The sequence below is a fragment of the Nesiotobacter zosterae genome (assembly GCF_033843645.1).
In the GTDB taxonomy this organism is placed as follows: domain Bacteria; phylum Pseudomonadota; class Alphaproteobacteria; order Rhizobiales; family Stappiaceae; genus Pseudovibrio; species Pseudovibrio zosterae.
Genome location: NZ_JAWXVZ010000001.1, coordinates 77,630 through 103,266, shown reverse-complemented (window position 1 = coordinate 103,266; position 25,637 = coordinate 77,630). Strand labels below are relative to the sequence as shown.

Annotated in this window: 25 protein-coding genes; 1 reads left to right on the top strand and 24 read right to left on the bottom strand. The window is 55.7% G+C overall.

From position 1 onward, the window contains the following. Window positions 1-122 precede the first annotated feature (122 nt). From nusA to Q3Y58_RS00365, 23 genes are all read right to left on the bottom strand, one after another. Window positions 123-1,802, bottom strand: coding sequence for a transcription termination factor NusA (gene nusA, locus Q3Y58_RS00475; protein WP_274217820.1), 1,680 nt, complete (start codon window positions 1,800-1,802; stop codon window positions 123-125). A 96-nt stretch (window positions 1,803-1,898) separates the two neighbouring features. Then, the gene (gene rimP / locus Q3Y58_RS00470; RefSeq protein ID WP_319620565.1) at window positions 1,899-2,486 is read right to left on the bottom strand and encodes a ribosome maturation factor RimP; all 588 of its coding nucleotides are present in this window, start codon (window positions 2,484-2,486) and stop codon (window positions 1,899-1,901) included. A gap of 221 nt (window positions 2,487-2,707) precedes the next feature. Next, a complete protein-coding gene (gene trmB / locus Q3Y58_RS00465) occupies window positions 2,708-3,415 on the bottom strand; it encodes a tRNA (guanosine(46)-N7)-methyltransferase TrmB (RefSeq protein ID WP_319620564.1) in 708 nt (235 codons plus the stop codon). Between the two features lie 61 nt (window positions 3,416-3,476). Beyond that, a complete protein-coding gene (gene metK / locus Q3Y58_RS00460) occupies window positions 3,477-4,661 on the bottom strand; it encodes a methionine adenosyltransferase (protein ID WP_274217817.1) in 1,185 nt (394 codons plus the stop codon). Between the two features lie 127 nt (window positions 4,662-4,788). Then, complete coding sequence (locus Q3Y58_RS00455) at window positions 4,789-5,196, bottom strand: helix-turn-helix domain-containing protein (RefSeq protein WP_274217816.1); 408 nt, start codon at window positions 5,194-5,196, stop codon at window positions 4,789-4,791. A gap of 189 nt (window positions 5,197-5,385) precedes the next feature. Continuing rightward, the gene (gene lnt / locus Q3Y58_RS00450) at window positions 5,386-7,002 is read right to left on the bottom strand and encodes an apolipoprotein N-acyltransferase (protein ID WP_319620563.1); all 1,617 of its coding nucleotides are present in this window, start codon (window positions 7,000-7,002) and stop codon (window positions 5,386-5,388) included. Between the two features lie 37 nt (window positions 7,003-7,039). Further along, complete coding sequence (locus tag Q3Y58_RS00445) at window positions 7,040-8,188, bottom strand: transporter associated domain-containing protein (RefSeq protein WP_274217814.1); 1,149 nt, start codon at window positions 8,186-8,188, stop codon at window positions 7,040-7,042. Between the two features lie 46 nt (window positions 8,189-8,234). Beyond that, a complete protein-coding gene (ybeY, locus tag Q3Y58_RS00440; protein WP_319620562.1) occupies window positions 8,235-8,744 on the bottom strand; it encodes an rRNA maturation RNase YbeY in 510 nt (169 codons plus the stop codon). Next, on the bottom strand, window positions 8,731-9,753 hold the full coding sequence (locus tag Q3Y58_RS00435; protein ID WP_413697773.1) for a PhoH family protein: 1,023 nt from the start codon (window positions 9,751-9,753) through the stop codon (window positions 8,731-8,733). The genes ybeY and Q3Y58_RS00435 overlap by 14 nt, the downstream gene beginning before the upstream one ends. A 114-nt stretch (window positions 9,754-9,867) precedes the next feature. Further along, entirely contained in the window at window positions 9,868-11,280 is a 1,413-nt protein-coding gene (gene miaB, locus Q3Y58_RS00430; RefSeq protein ID WP_319620561.1) for a tRNA (N6-isopentenyl adenosine(37)-C2)-methylthiotransferase MiaB, read from the bottom strand. A gap of 59 nt (window positions 11,281-11,339) precedes the next feature. Then, window positions 11,340-12,230: a lyso-ornithine lipid O-acyltransferase gene (olsA, locus tag Q3Y58_RS00425; protein ID WP_319620560.1), complete on the bottom strand. Its 891-nt coding sequence runs from the start codon at window positions 12,228-12,230 to the stop codon at window positions 11,340-11,342. 4 nt (window positions 12,231-12,234) lie between these two features. Next, complete coding sequence (locus tag Q3Y58_RS00420; protein WP_274217809.1) at window positions 12,235-12,672, bottom strand: Fur family transcriptional regulator; 438 nt, start codon at window positions 12,670-12,672, stop codon at window positions 12,235-12,237. Window positions 12,673-12,733: 61 nt separating this feature from the next. Next, entirely contained in the window at window positions 12,734-13,222 is a 489-nt protein-coding gene (gene rimI / locus Q3Y58_RS00415; protein WP_274217808.1) for a ribosomal protein S18-alanine N-acetyltransferase, read from the bottom strand. After that, the gene (gene tsaB / locus Q3Y58_RS00410; RefSeq protein WP_274217807.1) at window positions 13,219-13,899 is read right to left on the bottom strand and encodes a tRNA (adenosine(37)-N6)-threonylcarbamoyltransferase complex dimerization subunit type 1 TsaB; all 681 of its coding nucleotides are present in this window, start codon (window positions 13,897-13,899) and stop codon (window positions 13,219-13,221) included. Before tsaB ends, rimI begins: the two co-directional genes overlap by 4 nt. A gap of 129 nt (window positions 13,900-14,028) precedes the next feature. Continuing rightward, window positions 14,029-14,589 carry a NifU family protein gene (locus tag Q3Y58_RS00405; protein ID WP_274217806.1) on the bottom strand — a complete coding sequence of 187 codons (561 nt, stop codon included), beginning with the start codon at window positions 14,587-14,589 and terminating at the stop codon, window positions 14,029-14,031. A gap of 161 nt (window positions 14,590-14,750) precedes the next feature. Next, window positions 14,751-15,245 (bottom strand): universal stress protein, encoded by a 495-nt coding sequence (locus Q3Y58_RS00400; RefSeq protein ID WP_274217805.1) that lies wholly within the window; start codon window positions 15,243-15,245, stop codon window positions 14,751-14,753. A 94-nt stretch (window positions 15,246-15,339) separates the two neighbouring features. Continuing rightward, a complete protein-coding gene (gene hslU, locus Q3Y58_RS00395) occupies window positions 15,340-16,644 on the bottom strand; it encodes an ATP-dependent protease ATPase subunit HslU (protein WP_274217804.1) in 1,305 nt (434 codons plus the stop codon). Between the two features lie 88 nt (window positions 16,645-16,732). After that, entirely contained in the window at window positions 16,733-17,302 is a 570-nt protein-coding gene (gene hslV, locus Q3Y58_RS00390; protein WP_274217803.1) for an ATP-dependent protease subunit HslV, read from the bottom strand. Window positions 17,303-17,414: 112 nt separating this feature from the next. Next, complete coding sequence (locus Q3Y58_RS00385; RefSeq protein ID WP_274217802.1) at window positions 17,415-18,005, bottom strand: NADPH-dependent FMN reductase; 591 nt, start codon at window positions 18,003-18,005, stop codon at window positions 17,415-17,417. Between the two features lie 117 nt (window positions 18,006-18,122). After that, window positions 18,123-18,731, bottom strand: coding sequence for a class I SAM-dependent methyltransferase (locus Q3Y58_RS00380; RefSeq protein WP_319620559.1), 609 nt, complete (start codon window positions 18,729-18,731; stop codon window positions 18,123-18,125). A 66-nt stretch (window positions 18,732-18,797) separates the two neighbouring features. After that, on the bottom strand, window positions 18,798-19,925 hold the full coding sequence (dnaJ, locus tag Q3Y58_RS00375; protein WP_274217800.1) for a molecular chaperone DnaJ: 1,128 nt from the start codon (window positions 19,923-19,925) through the stop codon (window positions 18,798-18,800). Between the two features lie 415 nt (window positions 19,926-20,340). Further along, complete coding sequence (gene dnaK / locus Q3Y58_RS00370; RefSeq protein ID WP_319620558.1) at window positions 20,341-22,260, bottom strand: molecular chaperone DnaK; 1,920 nt, start codon at window positions 22,258-22,260, stop codon at window positions 20,341-20,343. Between the two features lie 240 nt (window positions 22,261-22,500). Continuing rightward, entirely contained in the window at window positions 22,501-24,000 is a 1,500-nt protein-coding gene (locus Q3Y58_RS00365; RefSeq protein WP_319620557.1) for an FMN-binding glutamate synthase family protein, read from the bottom strand. Between the two features lie 147 nt (window positions 24,001-24,147). Here Q3Y58_RS00365 and Q3Y58_RS00360 point away from each other — a divergent pair, with 147 nt between their 5' ends. Then, on the top strand, window positions 24,148-24,771 hold the full coding sequence (locus tag Q3Y58_RS00360) for an alpha-ketoglutarate-dependent dioxygenase AlkB family protein (RefSeq protein WP_413697767.1): 624 nt from the start codon (window positions 24,148-24,150) through the stop codon (window positions 24,769-24,771). 56 nt (window positions 24,772-24,827) lie between these two features. Here the strand turns inward: Q3Y58_RS00360 and Q3Y58_RS00355 are convergent, their stop codons facing one another. After that, entirely contained in the window at window positions 24,828-25,493 is a 666-nt protein-coding gene (locus tag Q3Y58_RS00355) for a TetR/AcrR family transcriptional regulator (RefSeq protein WP_274217797.1), read from the bottom strand. Window positions 25,494-25,637 lie beyond the last annotated feature (144 nt).

The following is a 25,637-nucleotide window of genomic DNA, read 5'->3' as shown; positions in this document are numbered from 1 at the left end:
TTACCTAATTCTTTGCCTCAGCTCAGTGACGCAAAACTGCGCACTCAAACGAGCTAAAATCTGCTTTCCGAAAACTGCAGGTGCGCAGCCTAGCCAAGGCTCGCCGCGCACAACTGACCATTTTATTTTTCGGTGTCTTCCTGCGTTGCACCGCTCTCTTGCTCGAAAACGGCGTCTGCGTCAACACCTGCGTCCTCTTCGGACTCTTCTGCCGCATCCTCGTCAGAGTCTTCGGCTTCCATTTCAATGAGTTCTTCCGGCTCGATCCAACCGGCCGCAACGCGGGCTGCCATCACAATCGACTCAGCATCCGCACGAGAGAGCTCGTAGCCGGTCAGAGTACCGTCGACACGTACTGTCTCACCATCGCGGCGCTCGGTCCAGCCGATAAGATCATCAGCCGCGCAACCAGCAAGGTCTTCGATTGTCTTGATGTCGTCCTTGCCAAGTGCAACCAGCATAGCGGAGGTCAGACCTGGAACGTTTGTCAGAACTTCAGAAACACCCAGCTCTTCACGCTGCTTGCGCAACTCTTCTTCCTGCTCTTCCAGGAATTCGCGCGCGCGGGCCTGAATTTCGTCAGCGGTGTCAGGATCGAAGCCTTCGATAGAAGCGATTTCTTCGACATCAACATACGCCACTTCTTCGATTGAAGTGAAGCCTTCAGATGCAAGCAACTGGCTCACCATCTCATCAACGTTGAGGCTAGCCTGGAACAGATCGGAGCGGATCTGGAACTCTTTCTGGCGACGCTCGGATTCCTCGGCTTCTGTCATGATGTCGATGCCCCAGCCGGTCAGCTGAGAAGCAAGACGAACATTCTGACCGCGACGACCGATTGCCAGGGAAAGCTGGTCGTTTGGAACAACAACTTCAATGCGCTCGGATTCGTCATCCAGAACAACCTTGGCAACCTCAGCAGGCTGAAGCGCGTTCACAATGAAAGTTGCCGCGTCTTCATTCCAAGGAATGATGTCGATTTTTTCGCCTTGCAGCTCGCCAACAACGGCCTGAACGCGAGAGCCACGCATACCCACACAGGCACCGACCGGATCAATGGAACTGTCATTTGACAGAACAGCGATCTTAGCGCGGGAACCTGGATCGCGCGCCACTGCCTTGATGGTGATGACACCGTCATAGATTTCAGGCACTTCCTGCATGAACAGCTTGGCCATGAACTGAGGGTGCGTGCGTGACAAGAAAATCTGCGGACCGCGCTGCTCGCGGCGCACATCGTAAACGTAGGCACGGATACGGTCGCCATTGCGGAACACTTCACGTGGGATCAGCTCATCACGGCGTACAATCGCTTCGCCGCGCCCGATGTCGACAATCACGTTGCCATATTCAACGCGTTTGACGACGCCGTTGATCACTTCACCGATACGATCTTTGAACTCATCATACTGACGATCACGTTCTGCTTCGCGGACCTTCTGAACGATGACCTGCTTGGCTGACTGCGCAGCGATACGCCCGAAGTCCAGAGGCGGCAGAGGCTCAGCAACGAAATCGCCCAGACCAATTTCAGGGTTTCGCGACTTCGCATCGACCAACGCAATCTCAGTAGATACGTTCTCAACCTGCTCAACCACATGAAGGAGGCGCTGCAGGCGAATTTCACCTGTCTTTGAATTGATTTCAGCACGGATCTCGGTCTCCGTGCCATAGCGAGACCGGGCAGCCTTCTGGATTGCATCTTCCAGGGCATCGATCACAATCGTGCGGTCAATCGACTTTTCTCGGGCAACCGCATCAGCGATCTGCAGCAGTTCCAGTCGGTTTGCGCTGATGGCCATGTCTCATCAACTCCTTCAACATCCTGCACGCTTGTTTGCAGGCCTCTCAACAAAAACGGTGGCTCAGCGAGCCTGCCCCGAAGGACGGTTTCATTCTTAGTGGTGGTAAGAGTCTTCGTCGACGTTTTCACCACGGGCGGCCTTTGCCGCCTTGTCTGCACTCAGTGCCGCATCAATCAGCTCGTCGGTCAGGATCAACCGCGCTTCGCCAATTTCTTCCAGCGGCAACAGGGCTGTATCTTCTTCACCCGGCGCAACGTCGCTTATCTTGACCACGGCCTTGCCGTTTTCGACACCAGCGATAATGCCGCGATAGCGCTTGCGCCCCTGCTGAGGAACAGCCATTTCGATTTTCGCAAGGTGACCTGCCCAACGCTCAAAGTCGCTTGCGCGAACGAGCGGACGGTCAATACCCGGCGAAGAAATTTCCAAGTGGTATGCACCGCTAATCGGATCATCCACGTCCAATGCCGGCGACACAGCCTTGCTGATCTCTTCGCATCCATCGACGGTCATCGTGCCATCCGAACGCTCAGCCATGATCTGCAGTGTGCATCCATTGTTGCCGTTGACACGGATGCGCACGAGCCGATAGCCAAGATCTTCAATGACCGGCTCTACAATTGCGGCAACACGGGCCTCAAGCCCTTGTTCCTTAACAATTCTCGGATCGTGATCTTCCACTTCTCACCTTTTATGATTGTTATGGAGCGCAGCTCAAAAATGGGCGCTCGGATCATCAACGTGAGCCTTCAGGCCGGCCCAGGTAATAAAAAAGAGCGGGTCCGTCCGGGCCCACTCTCCTATCGCTCTTTACGAGCCGGATGAGAACTCTTGAGCGCAATATAGACATTTACCTGTCTTATGCAACAAAAAAGAGGCCCATACGCATGAGTTTATCGCGCTTAAAGATCGGTCTGACCGTCCGGCAAACGCTCAAAAGACAGGTAACGCCCGATACGGCCTTCGCGAATTGCTTTTCGCTCGTACCTGGTGCCCGGCCAACCATCCCATGGCTCACGCCAGTCGTGAGGGCGCTCCGCCAGCCATTCGAATGACGGATGTTGCCAGCAGTGGGCAAGGGTCCAATCCACATAGGTATCAATATCGCTCGCAAAACGGTATTGGCATCCCACCTTCAGTGCACGGGCAATACGGGTCAGGTTGACCTGATTTACGAAGCGACGCTTCCAGTGCTTCTTCTTCGGCCAAGGGTCGGGATAGAGCTGATAAACACCATCCAGACATTGCGCCGGCATCCAATCAAGCAGCTTGGTCGCGTCATCATCATAGAGGCGCACGTTTTTCAAGCCTTCATCGTGAACCGAAGCGACGGCTTTGGCCATACCGCTTTGAAACGGCTCTACCCCAATGAAGCCAATGGCCGGATTCTGGCGCGCACGATGCATCAAGTGCTCGGAACCGCCAAAGCCAATCTCCAACCACACCTGCTCAACCTCCGGCCCGAAAAGTGATTTCAGGTCCTGCGGAGTTTGAGTGGTCGGATCAACGGCAATCGTTGGCAGAAAATCTTCGATTAGGCGCGTCTGGCGGTCCTTTAGCGGCTTGCCGACGCGGCGGCCGAAAAAAGACCCTTTGTAATGATCAGTCATGACTTACAGAAATCCGGCCGACAAGATGCCGGCCGGATGCAATTCCTCTATCGCTTCAGTTTTAAGCGTATTCTTTTTCCAGCATTTGGTGAAGGGTGTGAACCAGATCAACGCGCTCCCAAGAGAAGCCGCCGTCCTGCTCTGCTTCACGACCAAAGTGGCCATATGCTGCGGTACGCTCGTAAATTGGCTTGTTAAGACCAAGGTGCTCACGAATGCCGCGCGGCGTCAGGCTCATCACCTCGCGCAGAGCGCGCTCAACCGCCGAATTTGCCACCTTGCCAGTACCGTGCAGATCTACAAACACAGACTGAGGTTCGGAAACGCCGATCGCGTAGGAGAGCTGAATGGTACAGCGGTCCGCAAGATCTGCGGCCACAACATTCTTTGCCAGATAGCGCGCGGCATAAGCTGCCGAGCGGTCCACCTTGGTCGGATCCTTGCCGGAGAACGCGCCACCACCGTGTGGAGCTGCGCCGCCGTAGGTATCCACGATGATCTTGCGGCCGGTCAGACCAGCGTCACCATCCGGGCCACCGATGACGAACTTGCCAGTCGGGTTGATATGCCAAATGGTCTCTGGGCTAATCCACTCCGCCGGAAGCGCTGCGCGGATGTACGGCTCGACAACGGAGCGCACATCGTTGGAAGTCATGGCTTCGTCCAGATGCTGAGTGGACAGCACAATGGAGGTCACACCAACCGGCTTACCGTCTTCATAGCGCACCGTGACCTGGCTCTTGGCATCAGGACCAAGGGTTGGCTCATGACCCGACTTGCGAGCCTCCGCCAACATGCGCAGGATCTTGTGAGAATACAGAATTGGAGCTGGCATCAGCTCTGGCGTCTCGCGGCAGGCATATCCAAACATGATACCCTGATCGCCTGCACCCTCATCCTTGTCGCCAGATGCATCGACACCCTGCGCAATATGCGCAGACTGGCCATGCAGAATGACGTCAATGTCCAGGTTTTCCCAATGGAAACCTTCCTGCTCGTAGCCGATATCCTTAACGGCCATACGCGCAAGATGAGCGATGTAGTCCTTGGTGATAGATGCAGGGCCGCGCGTCTCGCCGGCGATAACCAACTTGTTGGTGGTTGCCAGCGTTTCGCAGGCAACGCGTGCCTCCGGCATTTCGCGGAGGAAGGCATCAACAACTGCGTCCGAGATGCGGTCGCAGACCTTGTCCGGGTGGCCTTCAGAGACCGACTCGGAAGTAAAAAGATAGCTTTGACGAGCCATTGGCAAACGTCCTTCTGGGAAGATAAAACAAAGAAGCGACGGAAACCCGCCGCTTCAGCACGTTAATGAACCAAGGCAGTGCACTTGGTCAAGTCCAACTTTTCAATTGGCGCATCAATCCGAAAATTCAAGCGTCTTCGCCCGCTAAACTCTTGACAAGTTCAACTAGCTTTTTTCGAATTTTGGGATCTTCAATGCGCACGAACGCCTTGTTGAGCGCCAGACCGTCCGACGAAGATAAAAAATCAACTACATAGGTCGTTTGAGGGTTGTCCCCGACCCCTTGAGCTTCTTCTGGCGATCCGGGCGCATCTTCAAAGAAGAAGGCAACCGGAACCTTCAGAATTGTCGCGATGTGCTGCAAGCGACTTGCGCCTATGCGGTTTGTGCCTTTTTCGTACTTCTGGATTTGCTGAAAGGTAATTCCGAGACTTTCGCCAAGCTTTTCCTGGCTCATGCCCAGCATCATGCGACGAAGCCGGACTCTGCTCCCGACATGAACATCGATGGGATTAGGTGCCTTTTTACTGGCCATTGCAACGGCCCTCTTCTTTCATAATTGTGGTTACTAACCGTCTGTTGCTTTTTATCGAAGTACTGCTGAAGCAGGACTTCGCTTTTTTGTTTCGGCAGTGCATTAGAGATCGCGATACAATTCGCCTTTACCGCGAAGACCACCACTCATCTCACGCAAGTCTATGTTGACGATATTTCTTGCCTCGCGTCAATCTCTACGAGCATGTAAAAGTACCCCAAATACCAATAGGAGACAAACACAACCGAGAATAAACACCAGAGAAATCCAGTCACCCCATCTTCCATAGAGTGTAGGTTCCAGTATTTTTGGGAGAGCTGCTTTGATGCTACCCGCCCTATTCAAGACAACTTCTGATAGTATTTCACCGTGAGGGCTAATCACCGCAGAAACACCTGTGTTGGCTGCACGTATCACTGGAATACCTTGTTCGACAGCGCGCATCCTTGCTTGCATCAGGTGCTGATAGGGGCCGGAACTGTCTCCAAACCACCCATCGTTAGTTATATTTGCCAGAAACTGCGGTCTTTCTGACATATTAAGCCGAGATTGCGGGAAAATCGCCTCGTAACAGACCAGGGGCTGAAAACTGAGATCATTAGAAATACTAATCGATCTGTAACGATAGCCCGCCGTGAAGTCGCTGGGCGCCGGCACGAGGCGCTCCACACCAATAGATTGCAGAATTTCACGGAATGGAAGGTACTCTCCAAACGGCACCAGACGCACCTTATCGTATACGTCAACCACAATTCCATTAGCGTCAACCAGATAGACACTATTGTAGAAGTTAGTGGCTCCTTGCGCGCCATAGTCCGCACGAATACCACCTGTGATTAGGTAAGTATTCTGTGGAAGCACCTCAGCAATCATGGCGAGCGCGCCAGGCTCTTGCGTCAATAAGAATGGAAATGCAGATTCAGGCCAAAAGATGAGGCGAGTTGAATCATTTTTCTCACCTTTAAGCGCCGCAGCGGTCATCTCCAAATAGTGCGGCAAAAGCTTGTCACGATTTTCAGGCTTCCACTTCTCGCTCTGCGGCACATTTGGCTGCACAATTAGAATATTCGGCTCTACGAATGCTTGACTGCGGTCTGTCCAGCGCAGTGTTCCCAGCACCAGCGCGGCGATTGCCAGAACCCCGGCCAGAAGTAAAACAGGCTTACGACTTCCAGTGTTACTCTCTTTCAGAAGCAAGGCCGGACTTGCGGCAACAAACAACACCAGAAAACTTAGGCCGAACAATCCGATGTAGGCCGCGAGCTGCACCAGCTGATCACTCTGCACAACGGCGTAACCCCAAGAATTCCAGGGAAACCCTGTAAAAACGTGGGCGCGCACGTAGTCGCATAGCGTGAATGCGACGGCAAATACCAATATGCGAGAGGATCCTTGCCGCCAGAAGAGGCTGGCAAGCGAGAGGAGGACAGAAGGGAATAAGGCCAGACCTGCGGGGAGGATAACCACGGCAAACGGCATCATCCACGCATAGGTCTCCGCCTCCACCAGGAAGGCCTCACCGATCCAGAGAAGACCAACCAGAAAGAAACCGAAGCCGAAGGCCCAGCCAATGGAGAAGAAACGACGCGCGTTTCGCCGCTTATCCCCCTCCGAGCTGGCGGTCGCGCCATCCAAAAGCCATATGAGGCAGGGGAAACACAGGAAAAGAAGCGGAAAGGCGCCATAGGGCGGCATGGACACCGCCGCGGCGGCCCCAAGGGTCGTGGCGAGCAACGATCGACGTAGCCCCCATGACAGCAGGAATGGACGAGCGACACGCTCGGCAAACAGCGACAACGATGTCATGGCCAGGGCCCCTGGTTTTAAAGAGTGAAAAGACCGCCTATTCGGCGGCCTCTGCACGTTTTGTTCGGTTTCTCACCAGACCTGCGCGTTGTTCCTGACGCCGTCTGTAGATCTTCAAGCGCTTGATCCGCCGTGGATCAGCATCCATCACTTCAAACTCATAGCCTGGCAGATGGCGGTCAGAGATCAGCTCGCCGCGAACCGGTACACGACCCAGAAGCGTAAACAACAGCCCCCCCAGCGTATCGACGTCCTCGGTCAATTCGCCGATTTCCCAGCCGGTTTTGATCTCTTCTTCCAGATCCTCAAGGTCAATACGAGGGTCTACCGCCCAGACGCCGTCGCGAACGGTGGTGATCATCGCCTCTTCAGCTTCATCGTGCTCGTCTTCGATGTCACCAACGACCGTTTCCACGATATCTTCCAGAGAGACCAGACCGTCGGTTCCGCCATACTCGTCAATGACCAAGGCCATCTGAACACGCGTGACCTGCATCTGTTTCATAAGATCCAGAGAGGACATGGAGGGCGGCACAAAATGCAAGGGCCGTATCAAGCCGGTCTTGAACAAAGGACGTGACAAATCAATGCGCCCCAGATCCATCTCTGGTACGACCGTGTCCTTGCCATTTCCGTTTTCCAGACGCTCGCCGTTCTTTCTTTTGCCGTTGCGCTTCGGCATGCCCGCTTCTTCTGCCATGTAGGACATCAAGTCCTTGATGTGCACCATGCCTCGAGGGTCATCGAGGTTTTCATGGTAGACCGGCATGCGCGAGTGCCCAGACTCACGGAAATACTCCATGAGATCGGCAATAGGAATGGTGTCTTCAACCGCTTCTATGTCTGCGCGCGGAATCATCACGTCTTCAACGCGAGATTCGCGCAGCTGCAAAATGTTGGCAAGCAACTCGCGCTCAGAGGCGGTAAAGGAGTCATTGTCCGCATCGACGCTCTCGCGAGAGAGTTCGTCCTCCAAGTTCTCGCGGAGGGAACCGGACTTGCCACGGCGGTTCTTCTTGTAGGCCTTGAAGGCGCTTCCTAGCCCGGCAAAAAAACCGGGCTTGGTCTCCGGTGGTTCGGAGGCATCATCGGCAGCCAACGTCGCTCGCGGGCTTGCATCTTGCGTTTTTTCACTTCCCTCGGAGGCTGTGCCCCCTTCGGTACTTCGCGGTTCAGAACCAGTCATCTCTTTCTCAATAGATTCCTTGAGGCCCACCATGGGCTCAAAGGGTTTAAGTATCGGCGCTCAACGGAGCATCCGCATAAGGATCAGGAATGTTCAGGCTGGCCAGAATTTGCCGTTCCTGATCCTCCATTTCTTCAGCTTCCTCGTCTATTTGGTGATCATACCCGAAAAGGTGAAGAGTTCCGTGGACGAGAAGATGCGTCAGATGGTTTTTAAATGGGATGCCGAGCTCTTCAGCCTCCCGTTCAACCGTTTCTCTGGCGATAACAATGTCTCCAAGCAGAGGGCCAAATGGTGGTTCTTCCTCATCACCGCCTGGAAATGACAGAACATTGGTCGGCTTGTCTTTGCCGCGCCATTCTCTGTTCAATTCTTTTATTTCGGGATCTCCCGTAAAGACAAGTGAAATCTCCGAATGCGGCACGGCTTCCAGCTCAGCGCACTGAAAGGCCGCACCAATTGCGCTTTCGGCAAGGCGTCGCAGGTCTTCCTCCGACGCCCAGCCATCCGTCTCAATCAGCAGATCAAGCTCAACAGCCAGATTATTGTTGCTCATTTGCCGTTTCTTCAGCCTTGGCCGCCTGCCGCGCTTCAAACCGACGTCGTCCTTCCTCGTCATAGGCATGAACGATGCGGGCTACAAGCTCGTGTCGCACCACGTCCGTCTCGGTGAAACGGACCTCTGAAATACCTTCGACGCCGCCAAGAATCTTGAGCGACTCACGCAGACCGGACATCTGGCCCGGAGGCAAGTCGACCTGAGACGGGTCCCCCGTGATGATCATCTTGGAGTTCTCGCCGAGACGCGTCAGGAACATTTTCATCTGCATGGATGTGGTGTTCTGCGCTTCATCGAGGATCACGACCGCGTTGGACAGGGTGCGACCGCGCATAAACGCAAGGGGCGCGACCTCAATCATGCCGCTTTCCAGACCACGCTCCAATTTTTCCGGCGACATCATGTCGTTGAGGCCGTCATAGAGCGGGCGCAAATACGGATCGACCTTTTCCTTCATATCGCCCGGCAGAAAGCCAAGACGTTCGCCCGCTTCTACGGCAGGACGGGAAAGGATCATACGATCGACCTCACCGCGTTCCAGCAGGGCAGCCGCATAGGCCACCGCGAGATACGTCTTACCCGTACCTGCCGGACCAACGCCAAAAGTCAGATCGGACCGATCCATGGCGCGGATATAGGCATCCTGAGTAGGCGTGCGGGCGATCAGCGTCTTGCGGCGCGTAGAAATCTGGGCAAAGGCCAGACGGGACTTTGGCTCCATTGTTGGCAGGGTGAGCTGCGCTTCGGCTGCTTCTGCCATGCGAATGGCACCGTCTACATCGCCCGGATGCACCTCGTGGCCCTTCTGAAGCCGCGAGTACAAGGCTTCAAGCGTGAGCTTGGCTTGTTCGCATCCTGACTTGCTGCCGCGTATCGTGACCTGATTGCCTCGAGCCACGGCATCTACGCCAATTCGCTGCTCAATAAGAGCTAGGTTTTGATCGAACTGACCGAACAGGTCTCCAACCAGTCGGTTGTCCTCGAACGCGAGAACCACATGCATCATATCTGACGCGGCTGCGGGTCGCATGTTAGCCTGCGATGCAGACTTGGAGTGGGCGTTGCCCTTCAATCAGTGCCTCCGTTTAGCCTGCGCGTTATGCGCATACCTATCTTGCCCCTAAATCAGTCGGCCTTCCAGACTATTTGCAGAACTGCCTACAATTTCTACCGTTGCCATTTCACCGTACAGCTCTGCTGGTGCATTTACATGAACCGGCTGGAGCCAGGGTGAACGGCCAGCCAACTGACCCTCTCTGCGGCCCATCTTTTCAAAAAGCACTTCGATGCGCTGATTTACAAGTGAGGCATTGAACGCCTGTTGCTGGTGCGCGAGCAGCGCCTGTAGCTCTGCAAGGCGATCACTCTTAACGTTTTCTTCGATCTGCTCTTCAAGCAGCGCACCTGGCGTCCCCGGACGAGGGCTGTACTTGAAGGAGAATGCGGAGGCGTAACCAACCCGTTCCACCAAGTCCATGGTGTCGCGGAAATCCTGATCTGTTTCGCCAGGGAAGCCGACGATGAAATCCCCAGACATGGCGATGTCCGACCGCGCCTCACGGATGCGGTCTATCAGGCGGAAATAGTCATCGCGGGTGTGCTTGCGGTTCATGGCCTTCAAGATGGCATCAGATCCCGACTGAACCGGCAGGTGCAGATACGGCATCAAGATATCCAGATCGCGGTGCGCAGCAATCAGGGCATCGTCCATGTCACGCGGGTGAGACGTGGTGTAACGCAATCGGGTGAGGCCATCGATCTTCGCAAGCTCGAAAAGTAATTCCCCCAGTCCCCATTCGCGGCCATCCGCGCCAGCACCGTGCCAACCGTTCACATTTTGGCCGAGAAGCGTGAGCTCACGCACGCCAGCGGCAGCCAACTGCTTGGCTTCACCAACAATCTGCTCGACGGAACGAGAGACTTCCGCACCGCGGGTATAAGGCACCACGCAGAAGGTGCAGAACTTGTCACAGCCTTCCTGAACCGTGAGGAACGACGTGACGCCGCGCTTGCGAACAGCTTCCTTTGAAGGCGTTGCCAGATGTTTGAACTTGTCTTCAATGTCAAATTCGGTTTCGACGACCTTCTGGCCTTCCTTAGCCTGCTTAAGAAGCTCCGGCAGGCGGTGGTAGCTCTGAGGACCGACAACGAGGTCAACGACTGGTGCGCGGCGAGAGATTTCTCCCCCTTCCGCCTGCGCAACGCAGCCTGCGACCGAAACCATCATGTCCTTGCCATCCTTGGCCTTTTCTTCCTTGAGCTTGCGGATACGGCCCAGTTCCGAATACACCTTTTCCGCCGCCTTTTCGCGGATGTGACAGGTGTTCAGAATTACCAGATCCGCGTCTTCCAGCGTGTCCGTGCTCTCATATCCATCGTTGGAGAGCGCATCGGTCATGCGGTCGGAATCGTAGACATTCATCTGACAGCCATAGGTTTTCACGAAAACCTTGCGTGACGCCTTCTTGTTCTCGGCGTTTTCTGATGTCTGAGCTTGAGCTACGGCAGCTTGTTCTTGGTTCAGATTTTCCATTTAGTCCTCTAGGCACCTGTCAGCGCAGTGCCGAAACCTTTTGTCTGAAATCGCCGCTCTTAGCTGGCGGCCTTCATGTCGTCTGTTGCGTCTCGTTTAAACTTTTTTTCGTCGCTTGAGAAGTCGATGCGTTCGTTTGCGTCGGTTTGAACGAAATCGTGATTTTCTGCGCCGATCAGCGTTCCGACCATCATGGCACGAACGGTGTTCTCAAGCTCGCTGGTCAGCTGCTTGCGGTTGAAGGTGCCGACCAATGGAATTGGCTCACCCCATGTAAGGTGCACATCAAGCCCGCCCTCCTTCAGCAGCATCCAAAGATGGCCCGGCAGTTCCATGTCGCCATACCAAGCGACGTGGGGCCGCCAGAACCGGCCCATGGGCATGCCGTGAAGGTGGGTGTAGCTGATGGCAAGCGGCTGCACCCAAGCTTTATCCCCCTCCCCATCTCCCATGGCATGATGAACAGCACCAATGAGAGCGGAGCGAAAAGGGAGAACCTGATTGCCATTTGACGACGTGCCTTCAGCAAACAACACGATCGCATCCCCAGAGGCCATGCGATCCGCCACTTCCCGGGTCACCTTGCCCGTATCCGAACGGCGACTGCGGTTCACAAAGATCGTGCGCTGCAACTTGGCAAAGAGGCCAAAGATTGGCCAGCCTGCAACTTCGGACTTGGCGATGAAGCTGAGCGGCATGGTGCGGCCCAGCACTACGATGTCGAGCCAAGAGCAATGGTTCGCCGTAATCAGGAGCGGACGATGGTCAACCGCGCCCCCTTCCTGGTGAACCCGAATGCCCATCAACGTGGAGGCAATGCGATGCCAGACAAGCGGCAGCTTTCGCTGGACCTTGAGATCGAGCTTCATGGCCACCCATTGCAGGGGGATCATGATCAGCGTTGCAATTGTCAAAAGCAGAATAACAACAATTGCTTTGGCTGAATGCATCTAGTTAGGCCTCTGTGTCTTCATCGGACAGCGGAACACCATAAAGCTCCAGACGGTGATCGATCAGCTTGAAGCCCAGCTTGCGCGCAACTTCTTCCTGAATTTTCTCGATCTCTTCGCTGCGGAACTCGATAACGTCGCCGGTGCGCAGGTTTATCAGGTGATCATGATGTTCTTCTGACACTGTTTCATAGCGCGAACGGCCATCACGAAAATCATGGCGCTCGATGATACCAGCGTCTTCGAACAGCTTCACAGTCCGATAAACCGTGGAGATGGAGATCTTGGGGTCAATTTCAACTGCGCGGCGGTAAAGCTCTTCCACATCCGGATGATCTTCTGCTGCCTGAATGACATCCGCAATGACGCGACGCTGGTCTGTCATGCGCATTCCCTTGTGCGCGCAGAGCTCGATGAGTGTCATTTCATTCTCAGCAACCATGGAACAATTCACCTCAATGCCGTCGCAGGCTCGGCCTATCTCTCAAATTCTGACTGTGCGATTACCGGAGATCGCAACGCATGACAAGCGCCGTTCCACTACCTTCGCTATTGGAATAGTAGCCCTTGCGCTCTCCCACCTGCCTGAATCCCAGCTTCTTGTAGAGGGATACCGCAGAAACGTTGGTGTCATCCACTTCCAGAAACAGCATTTCCACGCGTTCTGAATAGAGGTGGAAGAGGCCATCCTCCATCAGCTTTCGGCCAACGCCTTTCCCCTGATACTTTGGAGAGACGGCTATTGTCAAAACCTCAGCTTCATCAGCAACAATTCGCAGTGCAAGAAAGCCTATGGGATCCCGGCGCTCGAACGCACCCGAGGGCGTTGCGGTGAAAAACACGACGCCTTTTTGCTCATAGAGCGAGGCCAGCTCTGCCCGCCCCCAGCCCGGCTGAAAGCACTGCGCATGGATGTCTGCAAGACTTCGCAGGTCTTGCAGGGTCGTTTTGCGGATGATTGGCGGCGGCGCTTTGAACCACTCAAGGCTCATTGACGAAGGATCCGTCCCCGCTCCTGTGGCTTGGCATCAGGCGGGCGAAGGTAAAGCGGCATCGGCGCTTTTTGCGGAACAGGTGCATTCAGACCAAGGCGGGCCACAAACTCGATGGAGGCATAAGCAGCTTCGCTGCGCACTGCCTCACTGTCCACGCCAGCGGCCTTGGCAACAGCCAGAGCTGCAGACCCGGCCAACAGAGCATTTGCCGGCAGATCGTGTGCCAGATCCTTCACTGTGGAGACCTTGGCCTCACCCAGAGGTTCGGCCTGCGCCGTGAACGTCTGACAGTATACCTCGTCCCGGCGCGCATCGAGCGCCACGAGCAAAGGCCGGTCATTGGAAGGTTGCACCAACACCTCAGCGGCAATGGCTGAAAGGGTGGTTACCGGCACGACCGGTTTGCCCAACACAAGCCCAAAGCCACGGGAAATGGACAGGCCAATGCGAAGGCCTGTGAAACTGCCCGGTCCAACATTCACGACGATACGGTCCAGCGCATTGAAGGTGGTGGAAGATTCCGCCATCACGCCCGACACCATGCTCATGATACGCTCAGCATGGCCGCGGCCCAGATCTTCACTCTGTGCCACGATCGTTTCCTCGCCGTTTTCGACGGTCAAAACGGCAGCAGCGCACGAGCTTAAAGCTGTATCTATAGCAAGCAGTTTCATAGGATTTGGCTTAGCGCCCGCTGCTGTTTTTGTCGAGCAACCATTAAGTTCTAGCCCATTAGTCTCGATCGTATTATTCCCACCAAATTCACTGGGTAGAACTAACTACATGCTTACCCTTGAGTAAAACTAGAGCTGTCTAACCTCTTGAACTTCCGGGATAAAATGGCGCATCAAATTCTGAATGCCATGACTCAAGGTGGCCGTTGATGACGGGCACCCGGCGCACGCGCCGCGCATGGTCAAATAGACGATGCCTTCCTTGTATCCTCGGAAGGTAATGTCGCCGCCGTCCTGCGCAACAGCCGGACGAACGCGCGTCTCTAGCAAGTCCTTGATCATGGTCACGGTTTCTTCGTCACCCTCATCGAAGAACTCTTCCCCGATATCCCCATCACCCTTACTGTCGCCGCGAAGGATTTCCGCGCCGGACATGAAGTGCTCCATGATCATACCGAGGATCGCCGGGCGCAAATGCTGCCAGTCGGTGTCATCCTTGGTGATGGTGATGAAGTCGTGGCCGAAGAAAATGCCGACCACACCCGGGATTTGGAACAGGCTCTCAGCCAATGGCGATACCGCCGCTTCCTCAGCACTGCGGAAATCCAGCGTGCCTTCAGGCAGCACGATACGGCCCGGCAGGAACTTGAGTGTTGCAGGATTGGGCGTCACTTCGGTCTGAATAAACATAGCCACTTCCAAATGGTTTCGAGGCCACAATGAACCCACTGCAGCCTGTACGAGGGTGTTGTCTTATTTAATTCCGATCGCGACTGCTACCTTGAAGCTCGGTTTTCCAAGCAACTTTCGCATAACCGCAATTCTACGCATAATATGGGATTAGTACCCTATTATGCCAGAGCCGCGAGCGCGTCATCATCCAAATTACCCGGAACAATGGTAATTGGGATGGGGAACGATCCGGCGGACTTGCCAGCTATGGACGACACAAGGGGCCCAGGGCCTTCCTTTGAGGTGCCAGCAGCCAGAACGAGGGTCGCAATATCGGCATCTTGATCAATGAGGTCCATGATCTCATCTGAGCGAGTGCCCTCACGAATGACCAGCTCCGGCTCCGTGCGGGCAGCAGCCCGCACACGTTCTGCGGCCTTTGCCAGCGTTGTTTCCGCAGCTTCCTGCGCTTCGGCTCGCATGATGTCTTCTACACCCAGCCAATGCTGGAAATTACTCGGGGCAATGACATAAAGCAGCACTACAACGCCGCCGGTGCGTGCTGCACGACGGGCGGCATACACAATAGCGCGGCCACATTCCGGTGTATCATCGACGACGACCAGAAACTTTCGTCGATGCCCCTCTTCATTTGCTTTGCGTATCGCAACCATCTTAAAGCTCCGATCCCGTGCGGCTTGCAGACTGTTGCCGGAGCCTGCAAGCCCTCCCTAACCGTCATATTGTTACGGCACCAGGCTGGGTTAATCAAAGGATGAACTGAGACAGGTCGATATTCTTTGCCAGATCACCAATATTCTGGCGGACAAACTCCGCATCGATAACAACCGTCTCGCCTGCGCGATCTGGCGCGGTGAAGGAGATCTCATCCAGAACACGTTCCATCACCGTCTGAAGGCGCCGTGCGCCGATGTTCTCAATGTTGGCGTTGAGGTCCACCGCGATGGTGGCAATCTCTTCAATCGCATCATCCGTGAACTCGACAGTGAGTTCTTCCGTGCCCATGAGCGCGACATATTGCTTGATAAGGCTTGCCTCGGTGTCCGTCAAAATGCTGCGGAAGTCGTCGCGGGTGAGTGCTTTCAGTTCAACGCGGATTGGCAGGCGGCCCTGAAGCTCCGGCAGGAGATCAGACGGCTTGGCCACATGAAACGCCCCTGAGGCGATGAACAGGATGTGGTCTGTCTTGACCGGGCCGTGCTTGGTGGAAACAACCGTTCCCTCGATCAGTGGAAGCAGGTCGCGCTGCACACCTTCACGGGAAACATCTCCGCCGCGGTGATCCTTGGCGCAGATCTTGTCAATCTCATCCAGGAAGACGATGCCGTGATTTTCGACCAGATCGATGGCTTCATGCACGATCTTTTCTTCATCAAGCAGCTTGTCGGATTCTTCGGTCAGCAGCAACTGATGGCTGTCGCGGACGTTGACACGCTTCTTCTTGGTCTGACCGCCGAAAGCCTTGCCGAGCATGTCCGAGAGGTTCATCACGCCAATGCTGCCGCCACCGGGCATGCCGGGAATGTCGAAGTTTGGCATTGAGGGCTGAGCCCGGACCTCAACCTCGATTTCCTTGTCGTCCAGATCGCCTTCACGCAGCTTCTTGCGGAAGGTATCACGCGTCGACGGGCTGGCGCTCGGGCCAACCAAAGCGTCCAGAACCCGTTCTTCCGCAAGAAGATGGGCTTTGGCTTCAACTTCCTTCCGGCTGCGCTCGCGAACCAAGGTGATGCCAGCTTCGACCAGATCGCGAACGATCTGTTCCACGTCGCGGCCAACGTAGCCAACTTCGGTGAACTTGGTTGCTTCAACCTTGGTGAATGGCGCGTTGGCAAGCTTGGCCAGACGGCGAGAAATTTCCGTCTTACCCACACCGGTTGGGCCAATCATCAGGATGTTCTTTGGCAGAACTTCTTCTCGCAAGCCTTCTTCCAGCTGCTGACGGCGCCAGCGGTTGCGCAAGGCAATGGCAACGGCGCGCTTGGCATCATGTTGTCCGATGATGTAGCGATCCAGCTCGGATACGATCTCGCGTGGAGAGAAATTGCTCATTCTATCATCTTTCCTAGCACCGATTTGAAAGGACCCAAGGCGTGGCACCCCTTCTACGGTCTGTTTGAACCGACAAATCGAGGCGAGCTTATGCTGCGCCCGATGTATCTTCCAGCGTTTCGATGGTCAGGTTGTTGTTTGTGTAGACACAAATGTCTGCTGCGATGGCCATGGCCTTTTGACAGATTTCTTCGGCAGAAAGATCTGTGTCGACCAGAGCGCGGGCTGCGGACAGGGCATAGTTGCCACCAGAGCCAATGCCCATGACGCCATTTTCCGGCTCAAGAACGTCGCCCGTGCCCGTGAGAACGAGAGAAATGTTCTTGTCCGCCACCAGCATCATGGCCTCAAGGCGGCGCAGATAACGATCTGTACGCCAATCCTTTGCCAGCTCTACACAGGCGCGCATCAGCTGTCCGGGATACTGCTCCAGCTTTCCCTCAAGGCGCTCAAAAAGTGTGAAAGCGTCTGCGGTGGCACCGGCAAAGCCTGCAATGACCTCGCCCTTGGCAAGGGGACGCACCTTGCGTGCGGTGCCCTTAATCACGGTCTGGCCCAGCGACACCTGACCATCACCCGCGATAACAACCTTACCGCCTTTCCGTACTGTCAGGATTGTTGTGCCGTGCCACTGTTGTGGCTCACCATGTTCACTCATCAAATACACTCCAAACTGCTGTTTTGCAGTTCTAAATCTCAATAGTTATCAAGTCACCGCTTTCATATGTATGCAGTGATCTGGCGCTTGCCAACTTCTTGGCAATAATTAGTCAGTGACTACGTATTGTCCGGCTGCGCGCTTCCATTACCAAACGCTGCACCATTTTATTAAGGCGGTTCTGCGCTGGCTCCTTGGCCAGCTCCCCGTTTTCATCAAATGCCTTAGCCGCGAAATTCACGGTGATCATGTCCGGCAGCACCAAGCAGCCCAACGAGACTTCCATGATCGTGCGCAGGTGAATGAGGCCGCGCATGGTGCCATGAAGCCCCGGCGTTGCGCCGCCGATGGCATAGATCGCCTTGGTGTAAACCTCCAGAGGCTCTTCCCCGTCTTCCCGTACGCGGCTGATCCAGTCCAGTGTGTTCTTGAGAAGGGGGGAGATGGAGGAGTTGTACTCCGGCGAGGCGATGAAGACACCATGATGCTGGTCAATCAACCGTTTCAGCTTGAGCGCGTTTTCCGGCACCCCCTGCTCCTCTTCAAGGTCACCATCGTAAAGGGGCAGTGGGTAATCAGAGAGGTTGAGCAGGGTCACGTCTGCGCCTTCGAGCGCCACATGTTTGGCAACCAGCGCCGCCAGTTGCGCGTTGTAGGACTGGGAGCGGGTGGAGCCGGAGAACACCAAAATCTTGGGAGTCATGAAAGCCGTATCCTCAATAGTGAATTGCAAGGTATGCCAGGGTGACCCTGACCAGATCTGGTCATTGCAGCTTCCACGCATGTGCAGGCGTCACGGTTCGTGACGGGTCTTGTGTGCTCAGAAGGCAGCACGGCGATAGACCCAGACCCGAGCAGGCGGGAGGTTTTTAAAGATCCAATTGGACCGCTCCACTGTCAATTCCGTGCCTTTGACAGAGACCGGCGGCTTCAGGGCATACGAAAACTGGATGAACGGTGCGCCCGGCTCCAGATAGTCCAGCGCTGCGCGCAGACATGCAAGGCGAGCACGAGGGGCTTTGTTCATGAGCGGCAAACTGGAGACGATGGCCGAAAGGCTCCCCTGTGGCAACTGCGGCAGGGTGGCGGCGATATTGTAGGCATCACCCTGGACAACGGAAATGCCATCAAACTTCTGCCGCAGCGTCTCACAAAATTCAGGACTGTACTCCAAGGCGATCAGTCGTGTCGGGGCGATGCCGCTCTTGAGAACAGCGGCTGTGACCGCCCCTGTGCCGGGGCCAAGCTCCAGCACGGGTTTCCTTGAGTAAGGCGGAATGTAGCTTGCCATCCGCTGACCGAGATAAGGACTTGAAGGGGCTACTGCCCCAACCTGAAGCGGGTTTCCTGCCCATTCCAGAACGAATTGCATGTCTTTGCGAAGCTTTTTCAGAGCACTGTTCGCCCGGCCTTTCGTTTCGCTCAGCATGCAACTCTCCATATCTACAACAGCCTGATTTTCATCATTCTGTAAGATATTACAAGCCCTGCCGGATCAGCCCTTCAGATTTTCGAGGAACTCCTTTGCGCGGGCAAAGAAGCCCGTCGACTCTGGATGGTTCTCGCCTGAGGACTCGCTTTCAAACTCCTGCAGCAGCTCGCGCTGACGCTTTGTCAGCTTGGATGGGGTTTCCACCACCACCTGAATGTACATGTCGCCATGCTGATGCGAGCGCATGACCGGCATGCCCTTGCTGCGCAGACGGAACTGTTTGCCCGTCTGGGTGCTTTCCGGCACCTTCACACGCGCGGTGGAGCCATCGAGGCTTGGCACCTCAAACTGGCCGCCGAGGGCTGCGGTTGTCATGGAAATCGGCACGCGGCAGAAGATATCCGCGCCATCGCGCTGGAAGAACTCATGGGGCCGGATGGACAGGAAGATGTAAAGATCCCCCGCCGGCCCGCCGCGCAAGCCTGCCTCTCCCTCACCGCCAAGGCGGATGCGGGTGCCGTCTTCGATGCCCGCCGGGATGTTCACGGACAGGGTACGGTTCTGGGTCGTGCGCCCGGTACCGCCACACTTTTCACAAGGATCGGTGATGATTTCACCGCGCCCCTGACAGCTTGGGCAGGTACGTTCCATGGTGAAGAAGCCCTGAGCCGCGCGCACACGGCCAACGCCGCCGCAGGTGGTACAGGTGCTGGGCTGGGTGCCGGGCTTTGCGCCCGAACCGGAACAGTTGTCGCACGTGATTGAGGTTGGCACCTCAATTTCGACTTCCTTACCCGTGTAAGCTTCTTCCAGCGTGATGTCGAGATTGTAGCGCAGATCCGCGCCGCGCTCCCGGCCCGGGCCGCGACGTCCGCCGCCACCGCCAAAGAACTCGTCGAAGATGTCCGACATGGCAGAAGCGAAGTCTGCGCCGTGCGCGCCAGCGCCACCACCAAAGCCGCCGTTTTCAAACGCTGCATGGCCGTAACGATCGTAGGCCGCGCGTTTCTGGGCGTCTTTCAAGGTGTCGTAGGCTTCGCTGACTTCCTTGAACTTGGCTTCAGCCTCTTCATCACCCGGATTGCGATCGGGGTGGTACTTCATCGCCAGCTTGCGATAGGCGCTCTTGAGGGCCTTTTCGTCTACCTCCCGCGATACGCCGAGCACCTCATAGTAGTCCCGTTTCGACATTTCTAAATTTCGCTCCAACACTGCAGCAGGGTTTGGCACACACACCAAGAACCAGCTCGAACCAAACGTCTGCACCCAGTTCGACTGCGGCATTTTCAGGCGGCATTCCGCCTGCGCCAATAACTGCTCGTGGTTTCGGGGAAACTGCCCCGGTCAATCTTCAAGTATCCGCTGTGTGACGGACTAAACTTTCGCCCGTTGGGTCACATCTCTTTGGACGCATATGGCAAACGCGCCATGCGAGTGCAAGCCCCCTCTAGCGGTCATCATTCCCGAATGAACCAGATGACCTGAGTGCCTGCGCGCTGGCAATACCCAACCAGACAGTCATACTCGTAATTCTTCAGGGCGCATCTAGAAGCCCTGATAGGATGCGCCCCGCCAGAGAAACTCTAACGGGGCGCGCTCGTCTTTATCAGTTAGACTTCTTGTCGTCGTCCTTGACTTCTTCGAAGTCAGCGTCAACCACATCATCTACAGGCTTCTGGACGTCACCGTCATCGCCTTCGCTCGCAGCTTCCTCTTCAGCCTGAGAAGCCTGATACATGGCTTCGCCGAGCTTCATGGAAACTTCTGCCAGCGCCTGGGTCTTGGCCTGAATGTCCTCAAGGTCTTCGCCTTCCATTGCAGTCTTCAAAGCTGCTAGGGCGTTTTCGATTGCGGACTTGTCATCGGCAGAAACCTTGTCACCATACTCCTTGAGAGACTTCTCGGTGGAGTGGTACAGAGCTTCGCCCTGGTTCTTGGCTTCGACCAGTTCCTTACGCTTCTTGTCTTCGTCAGCGTGAGCTTCAGCGTCCTTGACCATCTGATCGATGTCAGCATCGGAGAGACCACCAGAAGCCTGAATGCGGATCTGCTGTTCCTTGCCGGTGCCCTTGTCCTTTGCGGACACGTTCACGATGCCGTTGGCGTCGATGTCGAAGGTCACTTCAACCTGTGGCACGCCGCGCGGTGCTGGCGGAATGCCGACCAGATCGAACTGGCCGAGGATCTTGTTGTCCGCAGCCATTTCGCGCTCACCCTGGAACACACGAATGGTCACAGCGGTCTGATTGTCTTCTGCGGTGGAGAACACCTGGCTCTTCTTGGTCGGAATGGTTGTGTTCCGATCAATCAGACGGGTGAACACGCCGCCGAGGGTTTCAATGCCGAGGGACAGCGGGGTCACGTCGAGAAGAAGAACGTCCTTCACGTCGCCCTGCAGAACACCAGCCTGAATGGCAGCGCCCATGGCCACAACTTCGTCCGGGTTCACGCCCTTGTGCGGATCCTTGCCGAAGAAGTTCTTCACCACTTCCTGAACCTTAGGCATACGGGTCATACCACCAACGAGAACGATCTCGTCGATCTGACCTGCTGCAAGACCTGCGTCTTTCAAGGCTGCCTTCATTGGCTCAACGGTGCGCTGAACAAGGTCATCCACCAGCTGCTCGAACTTGGCACGTGTCAGCTTCAGTGTCAGGTGCTTTGGACCTGTCTGGTCTGCGGTGATGAACGGCAGGTTGATCTCGGTCTGAGAAGCGGAGGACAGCTCGATCTTGGCCTTTTCCGCGGCTTCCTTCAAACGCTGCAGAGCCAGCTTGTCCTGCTTGAGGTCAATGCCCTGCTCTTTCTTGAATTCTTCGGCCAGATAGTCAACGAGACGCATGTCGAAGTCTTCACCACCGAGGAAGGTGTCACCGTTGGTGGACTTCACTTCGAAGACGCCATCGCCGATTTCCAGAATGGACACGTCGAACGTACCGCCACCAAGGTCATAAACCGCGATGGTCTTGCCGTCATCCTTGTCCATGCCGTAAGCCAGCGCCGCAGCGGTTGGCTCGTTGATGATACGCAGCACTTCCAGACCCGCGATCTTGCCGGCATCCTTGGTTGCCTGGCGCTGCGCATCGTTGAAGTATGCCGGTACGGTGATGACAGCCTGCTCAACCGTTTCGCCGAGGTAAGATTCTGCAGTTTCCTTCATCTTCTGAAGAATGAAAGCAGATACCTGGGAAGGGGAGTAGTCCTTGCCTTCTGCCTCGACCCAAGCGTCACCGTTATTGGCCTTGACGATCTTGTAAGGTACGAGGTCCTTATCTTTAGCTACTGTCGGATCGTCATAGCGACGACCGATGAGGCGCTTTACCGCAAACAGAGTGTCTGTTGGGTTTGTAACTGCCTGACGCTTTGCTGGTTGACCTACGAGGCGCTCACCATCGTCGGTGAATGCAACCATGGAAGGTGTGGTGCGCGCGCCTTCGGCGTTCTCAATCACCTTCGCGTTCTTACCGTCCATTACGGATACGCACGAATTTGTCGTGCCGAGGTCGATACCAATGACCTTTGCCATATTTTACTCTCCTTTCGGCAGACCGACCGAACCCATAAGGCGTTCGGACTAAGCTGCGTTGCATGCGGCAGCCGGTCCCCACTTACAAAAGTTAGACCCGCGATCTGACAGATCGAAACGTCTCAGGGTATATAAGAGGGGTCTTTTTACGTCGCAAGTGCTGGACCGGGATATAACTGGTTCATCCGTTATGTGAACGTTACCACCCTCAGGTAATTCACATTTTCTTTGGAAAACGCATCAGACTCCTACTTGAGAATGGGGGTATAAGGTGTCCAGAGGAACGGACAGGCCATTGGCCTGCACCACACGCACATGTTCTCGTGACAATCTGCGCGCGTCATCGACGCCGCAGGAATGTGCAATCATCTCCACTTCCTTGCGCAAGGACTCGCAGTACCGTGCGACGCGGACGCTCTTGTCTGCCGGATCCAGTCCCTCCTGCAAGGCTGGATTATGGGTGGTAATGCCAGTGGGACATGTATTGCGGTTACACTTGAGCGCCTGAATGCACCCCAGCGCGAACATGAAGCCGCGGGCGGAAACCGTGAAGTCAGCCCCGCCGCACAGCGCCAGAGCGACCGCAGAAGGCGTGACCAGCTTGCCAGACACAATGAGCCTGGTGCGCCCACGCAGCCCGTGAAGCCGCAGAATGTCGTCCACGATGGGAAGCGATTCCCGAATGGTGAGGCCTACATTGTCCATCAAGGGCATGGGCGCAGCGCCGGTGCCACCATCTGCGGAGTCAATGGTGATGAAGTCCGGTGCCGTTTCAATTCCGCGTTTGTTGATCTCGGCGCACAGGTCATGGAGCCATTCCGTTGTGCCGACCACCAGCTTGATGCCGACCGGTTTTCCAGCAATGCCACGCACGCGATCAATAAAATCGAGAAGCTCTGGCACATTGCCGATTTCCAAATGCCGATTGGGCGAATAAGACGGCGTTCCTTCTGGAATGCCGCGGATCTTGGCTATCTCGGCGGTGACCTTTTCTGCGGGCAGCATGCCGCCCTTGCCCGGCTTGGCCCCTTGGGAGAGCTTGATCTCCACCATCTTCACCTGCGGGTATTCGGTGATCTGCCGCAGCTTCGCTTCGTCAAGCTCGCCCTCCAAAGTGCGAACACCGTATTTCGCGGTGCCGATTTGAAAGACGATGTCTGCGCCACCCTCCAGATGGTAGGGGGACAAACCGCCTTCGCCCGTGTTCATCCAACAGCCCGCAAGCTTGGCCCCTTTGGAGAGCGCAAGGACGGCTGGACGGGACAACGCGCCATAGCTCATGCCGGAGATATTGAAAAAGCTCGGCGGGTCATAGGGTTGAGCCACATAGGGGCCGATACGCAGGGTTTCGGGATTTGAATACTCGCGCTCGAGCTTGGCAAAGGGCGTATTCACAAAAATGGCGGTGCCGGGCTCGCGAAGGTTCTTTGTGGAGCCGAAGGCCTGCGTGTTGTCTCGCCCCTCGGACGCATTGTCGACCCAATTCCGCTCCGCTCGATTGAACGGCATTTCCTCCCGGTCCATGGCGAAAAAGTACTGGCGGAAAAACTCGCCCAAGTAAGTGAAGAGGCCACGGAAACGCCCAACGACGGGGAAGTTGTGACGGATGGCATCGGCATGCTGACGGCGGTCCAGAATGTACAGGGTCACAAGTGTGCCCACGACAATCACAAGCAGAAGCGCAAAGCAGGCGGCAAATACATTCAGGATTGTGATGATGAGCGGCGGTAGCATATCCATGTGCTGGACACCCTCTTTACTGGCTGGTGGCTGAGGCCATTAAGCACCCCTTGCGTTGCAGGTTGCAAGCCAAATGGTGCAATTGCATTCATCAGGCAGCTTTTACGCGTTATAATGGCCTTGCGAGAAAGGACTTGAGGCACCGCTTTGCTTGAACTGCCAACCACATTGCCAGAGGGCTTTCGCTACTTCCCCGGCTACTTTGACGCTTCAGATCAAAGGGCTATGGTGGCGCTGCTGCGGGATGTTGTGAAGCAAGCACCGCTGTTTCAACCCGTGATGCCGCGCACAGGGACACCTTTTTCAGTGCAGATGACCAATTGCGGCTCTCTCGGCTGGGTTTCGGACCGGGCCGGCTACCGCTATCAGCGGGAACACCCGACAACGGGCGCGCCGTGGCCGCCCATGCCGGAGATCATGCTGAAGCTTTGGGAAGATGTCGCTGAGTGCTTTGCGCCCCCGGAGGCATGCCTTGTCAACTTCTACGGAGAAGGAGCCAAGATGGGCCTTCATCAAGACAGGGATGAAAGCACTTTTGAGGCACCTGTGGTTTCCGTGAGCCTCGGCGACACGGCGCTTTTTCGCGTAGGCCAGACCACACGAGGTGGCAAGACACAATCCATCACCCTGACTTCTGGCGACGTGATCGTGTTCGGAGGCGCGGCGCGGCTGTGCTACCACGGCATATCCAAAGTGATGTGGGGAAGCTCACCCTTGCTTAGCGCCGGCGGCCGGCTCAACTTGACCCTGCGACGGGTGACACCGTTCTGAGCTTTTGGATGCGGTTGAAAACGCCGGAGCGCCATAGCCTCGTTTTCTCAAGGAAATCAAGCGTCTTCCAACACGTCCTGTTCCTGGAAGAAGGCACCAACACCGCTGGTGACATAACGAATGGTGCTTTCGACCACCTCGTCACTATCCATGGTCTGTTCGTAGGGCATGTTGCCAGCCCCGGTGATGACATAGAGCGCTTCAAGCGCTGCACTATGCATGAGCATCATGAGAAGTTGCGCCCGCGGCCCGGACGGTGTTTCCGTGCCCAAAGCGCGGGCCAAGGCCTGCGACGTGCGGGCCATCACGGTGGAAGGTTCCCAGCTCTTCATGATCTTCTGACCAGCTTCAGGGTCTGACAAGACCTGCCGGATCAACACCACGAATGGCACAAGACGCCCCGTCTCTCTTGAGATGCCCTGCACGATGAGAGGCTCGAGAAAAGCACGCACGACCTCTTCCTGCGACGGCTTACGACCACCCACTTCCAATGCGTCAAGGCGCTGGATGCGCATGTCGTCAATGTCCCGGAGGCGACGTTTCAGGACCGCACGAACAAGATCTTCCTTGCTGCCGAAATGATAATTTACAGCAGCGACGTTGGCACCCGCATGCTCCGTGATCATGCGCACGGATGTGCTTGCTAGCCCTTTTTCGGCCAACAGGCGTTCCGCACTGTCCAACAATCTTCCTCGTGTTCCCAATTCTGAGTGGTCTGACACTGTCTCTCTCCACGCAGCGCTTATCAGAATAGTTTATTCACATTGCTTCCGCTAAGGCAACTTATGAATACACCAGTTCTATCAGGTTTTCGGCTTTTTAAACCCGCTTACAATTCATAATTAAAATTGTCGGGGAGTGGATGA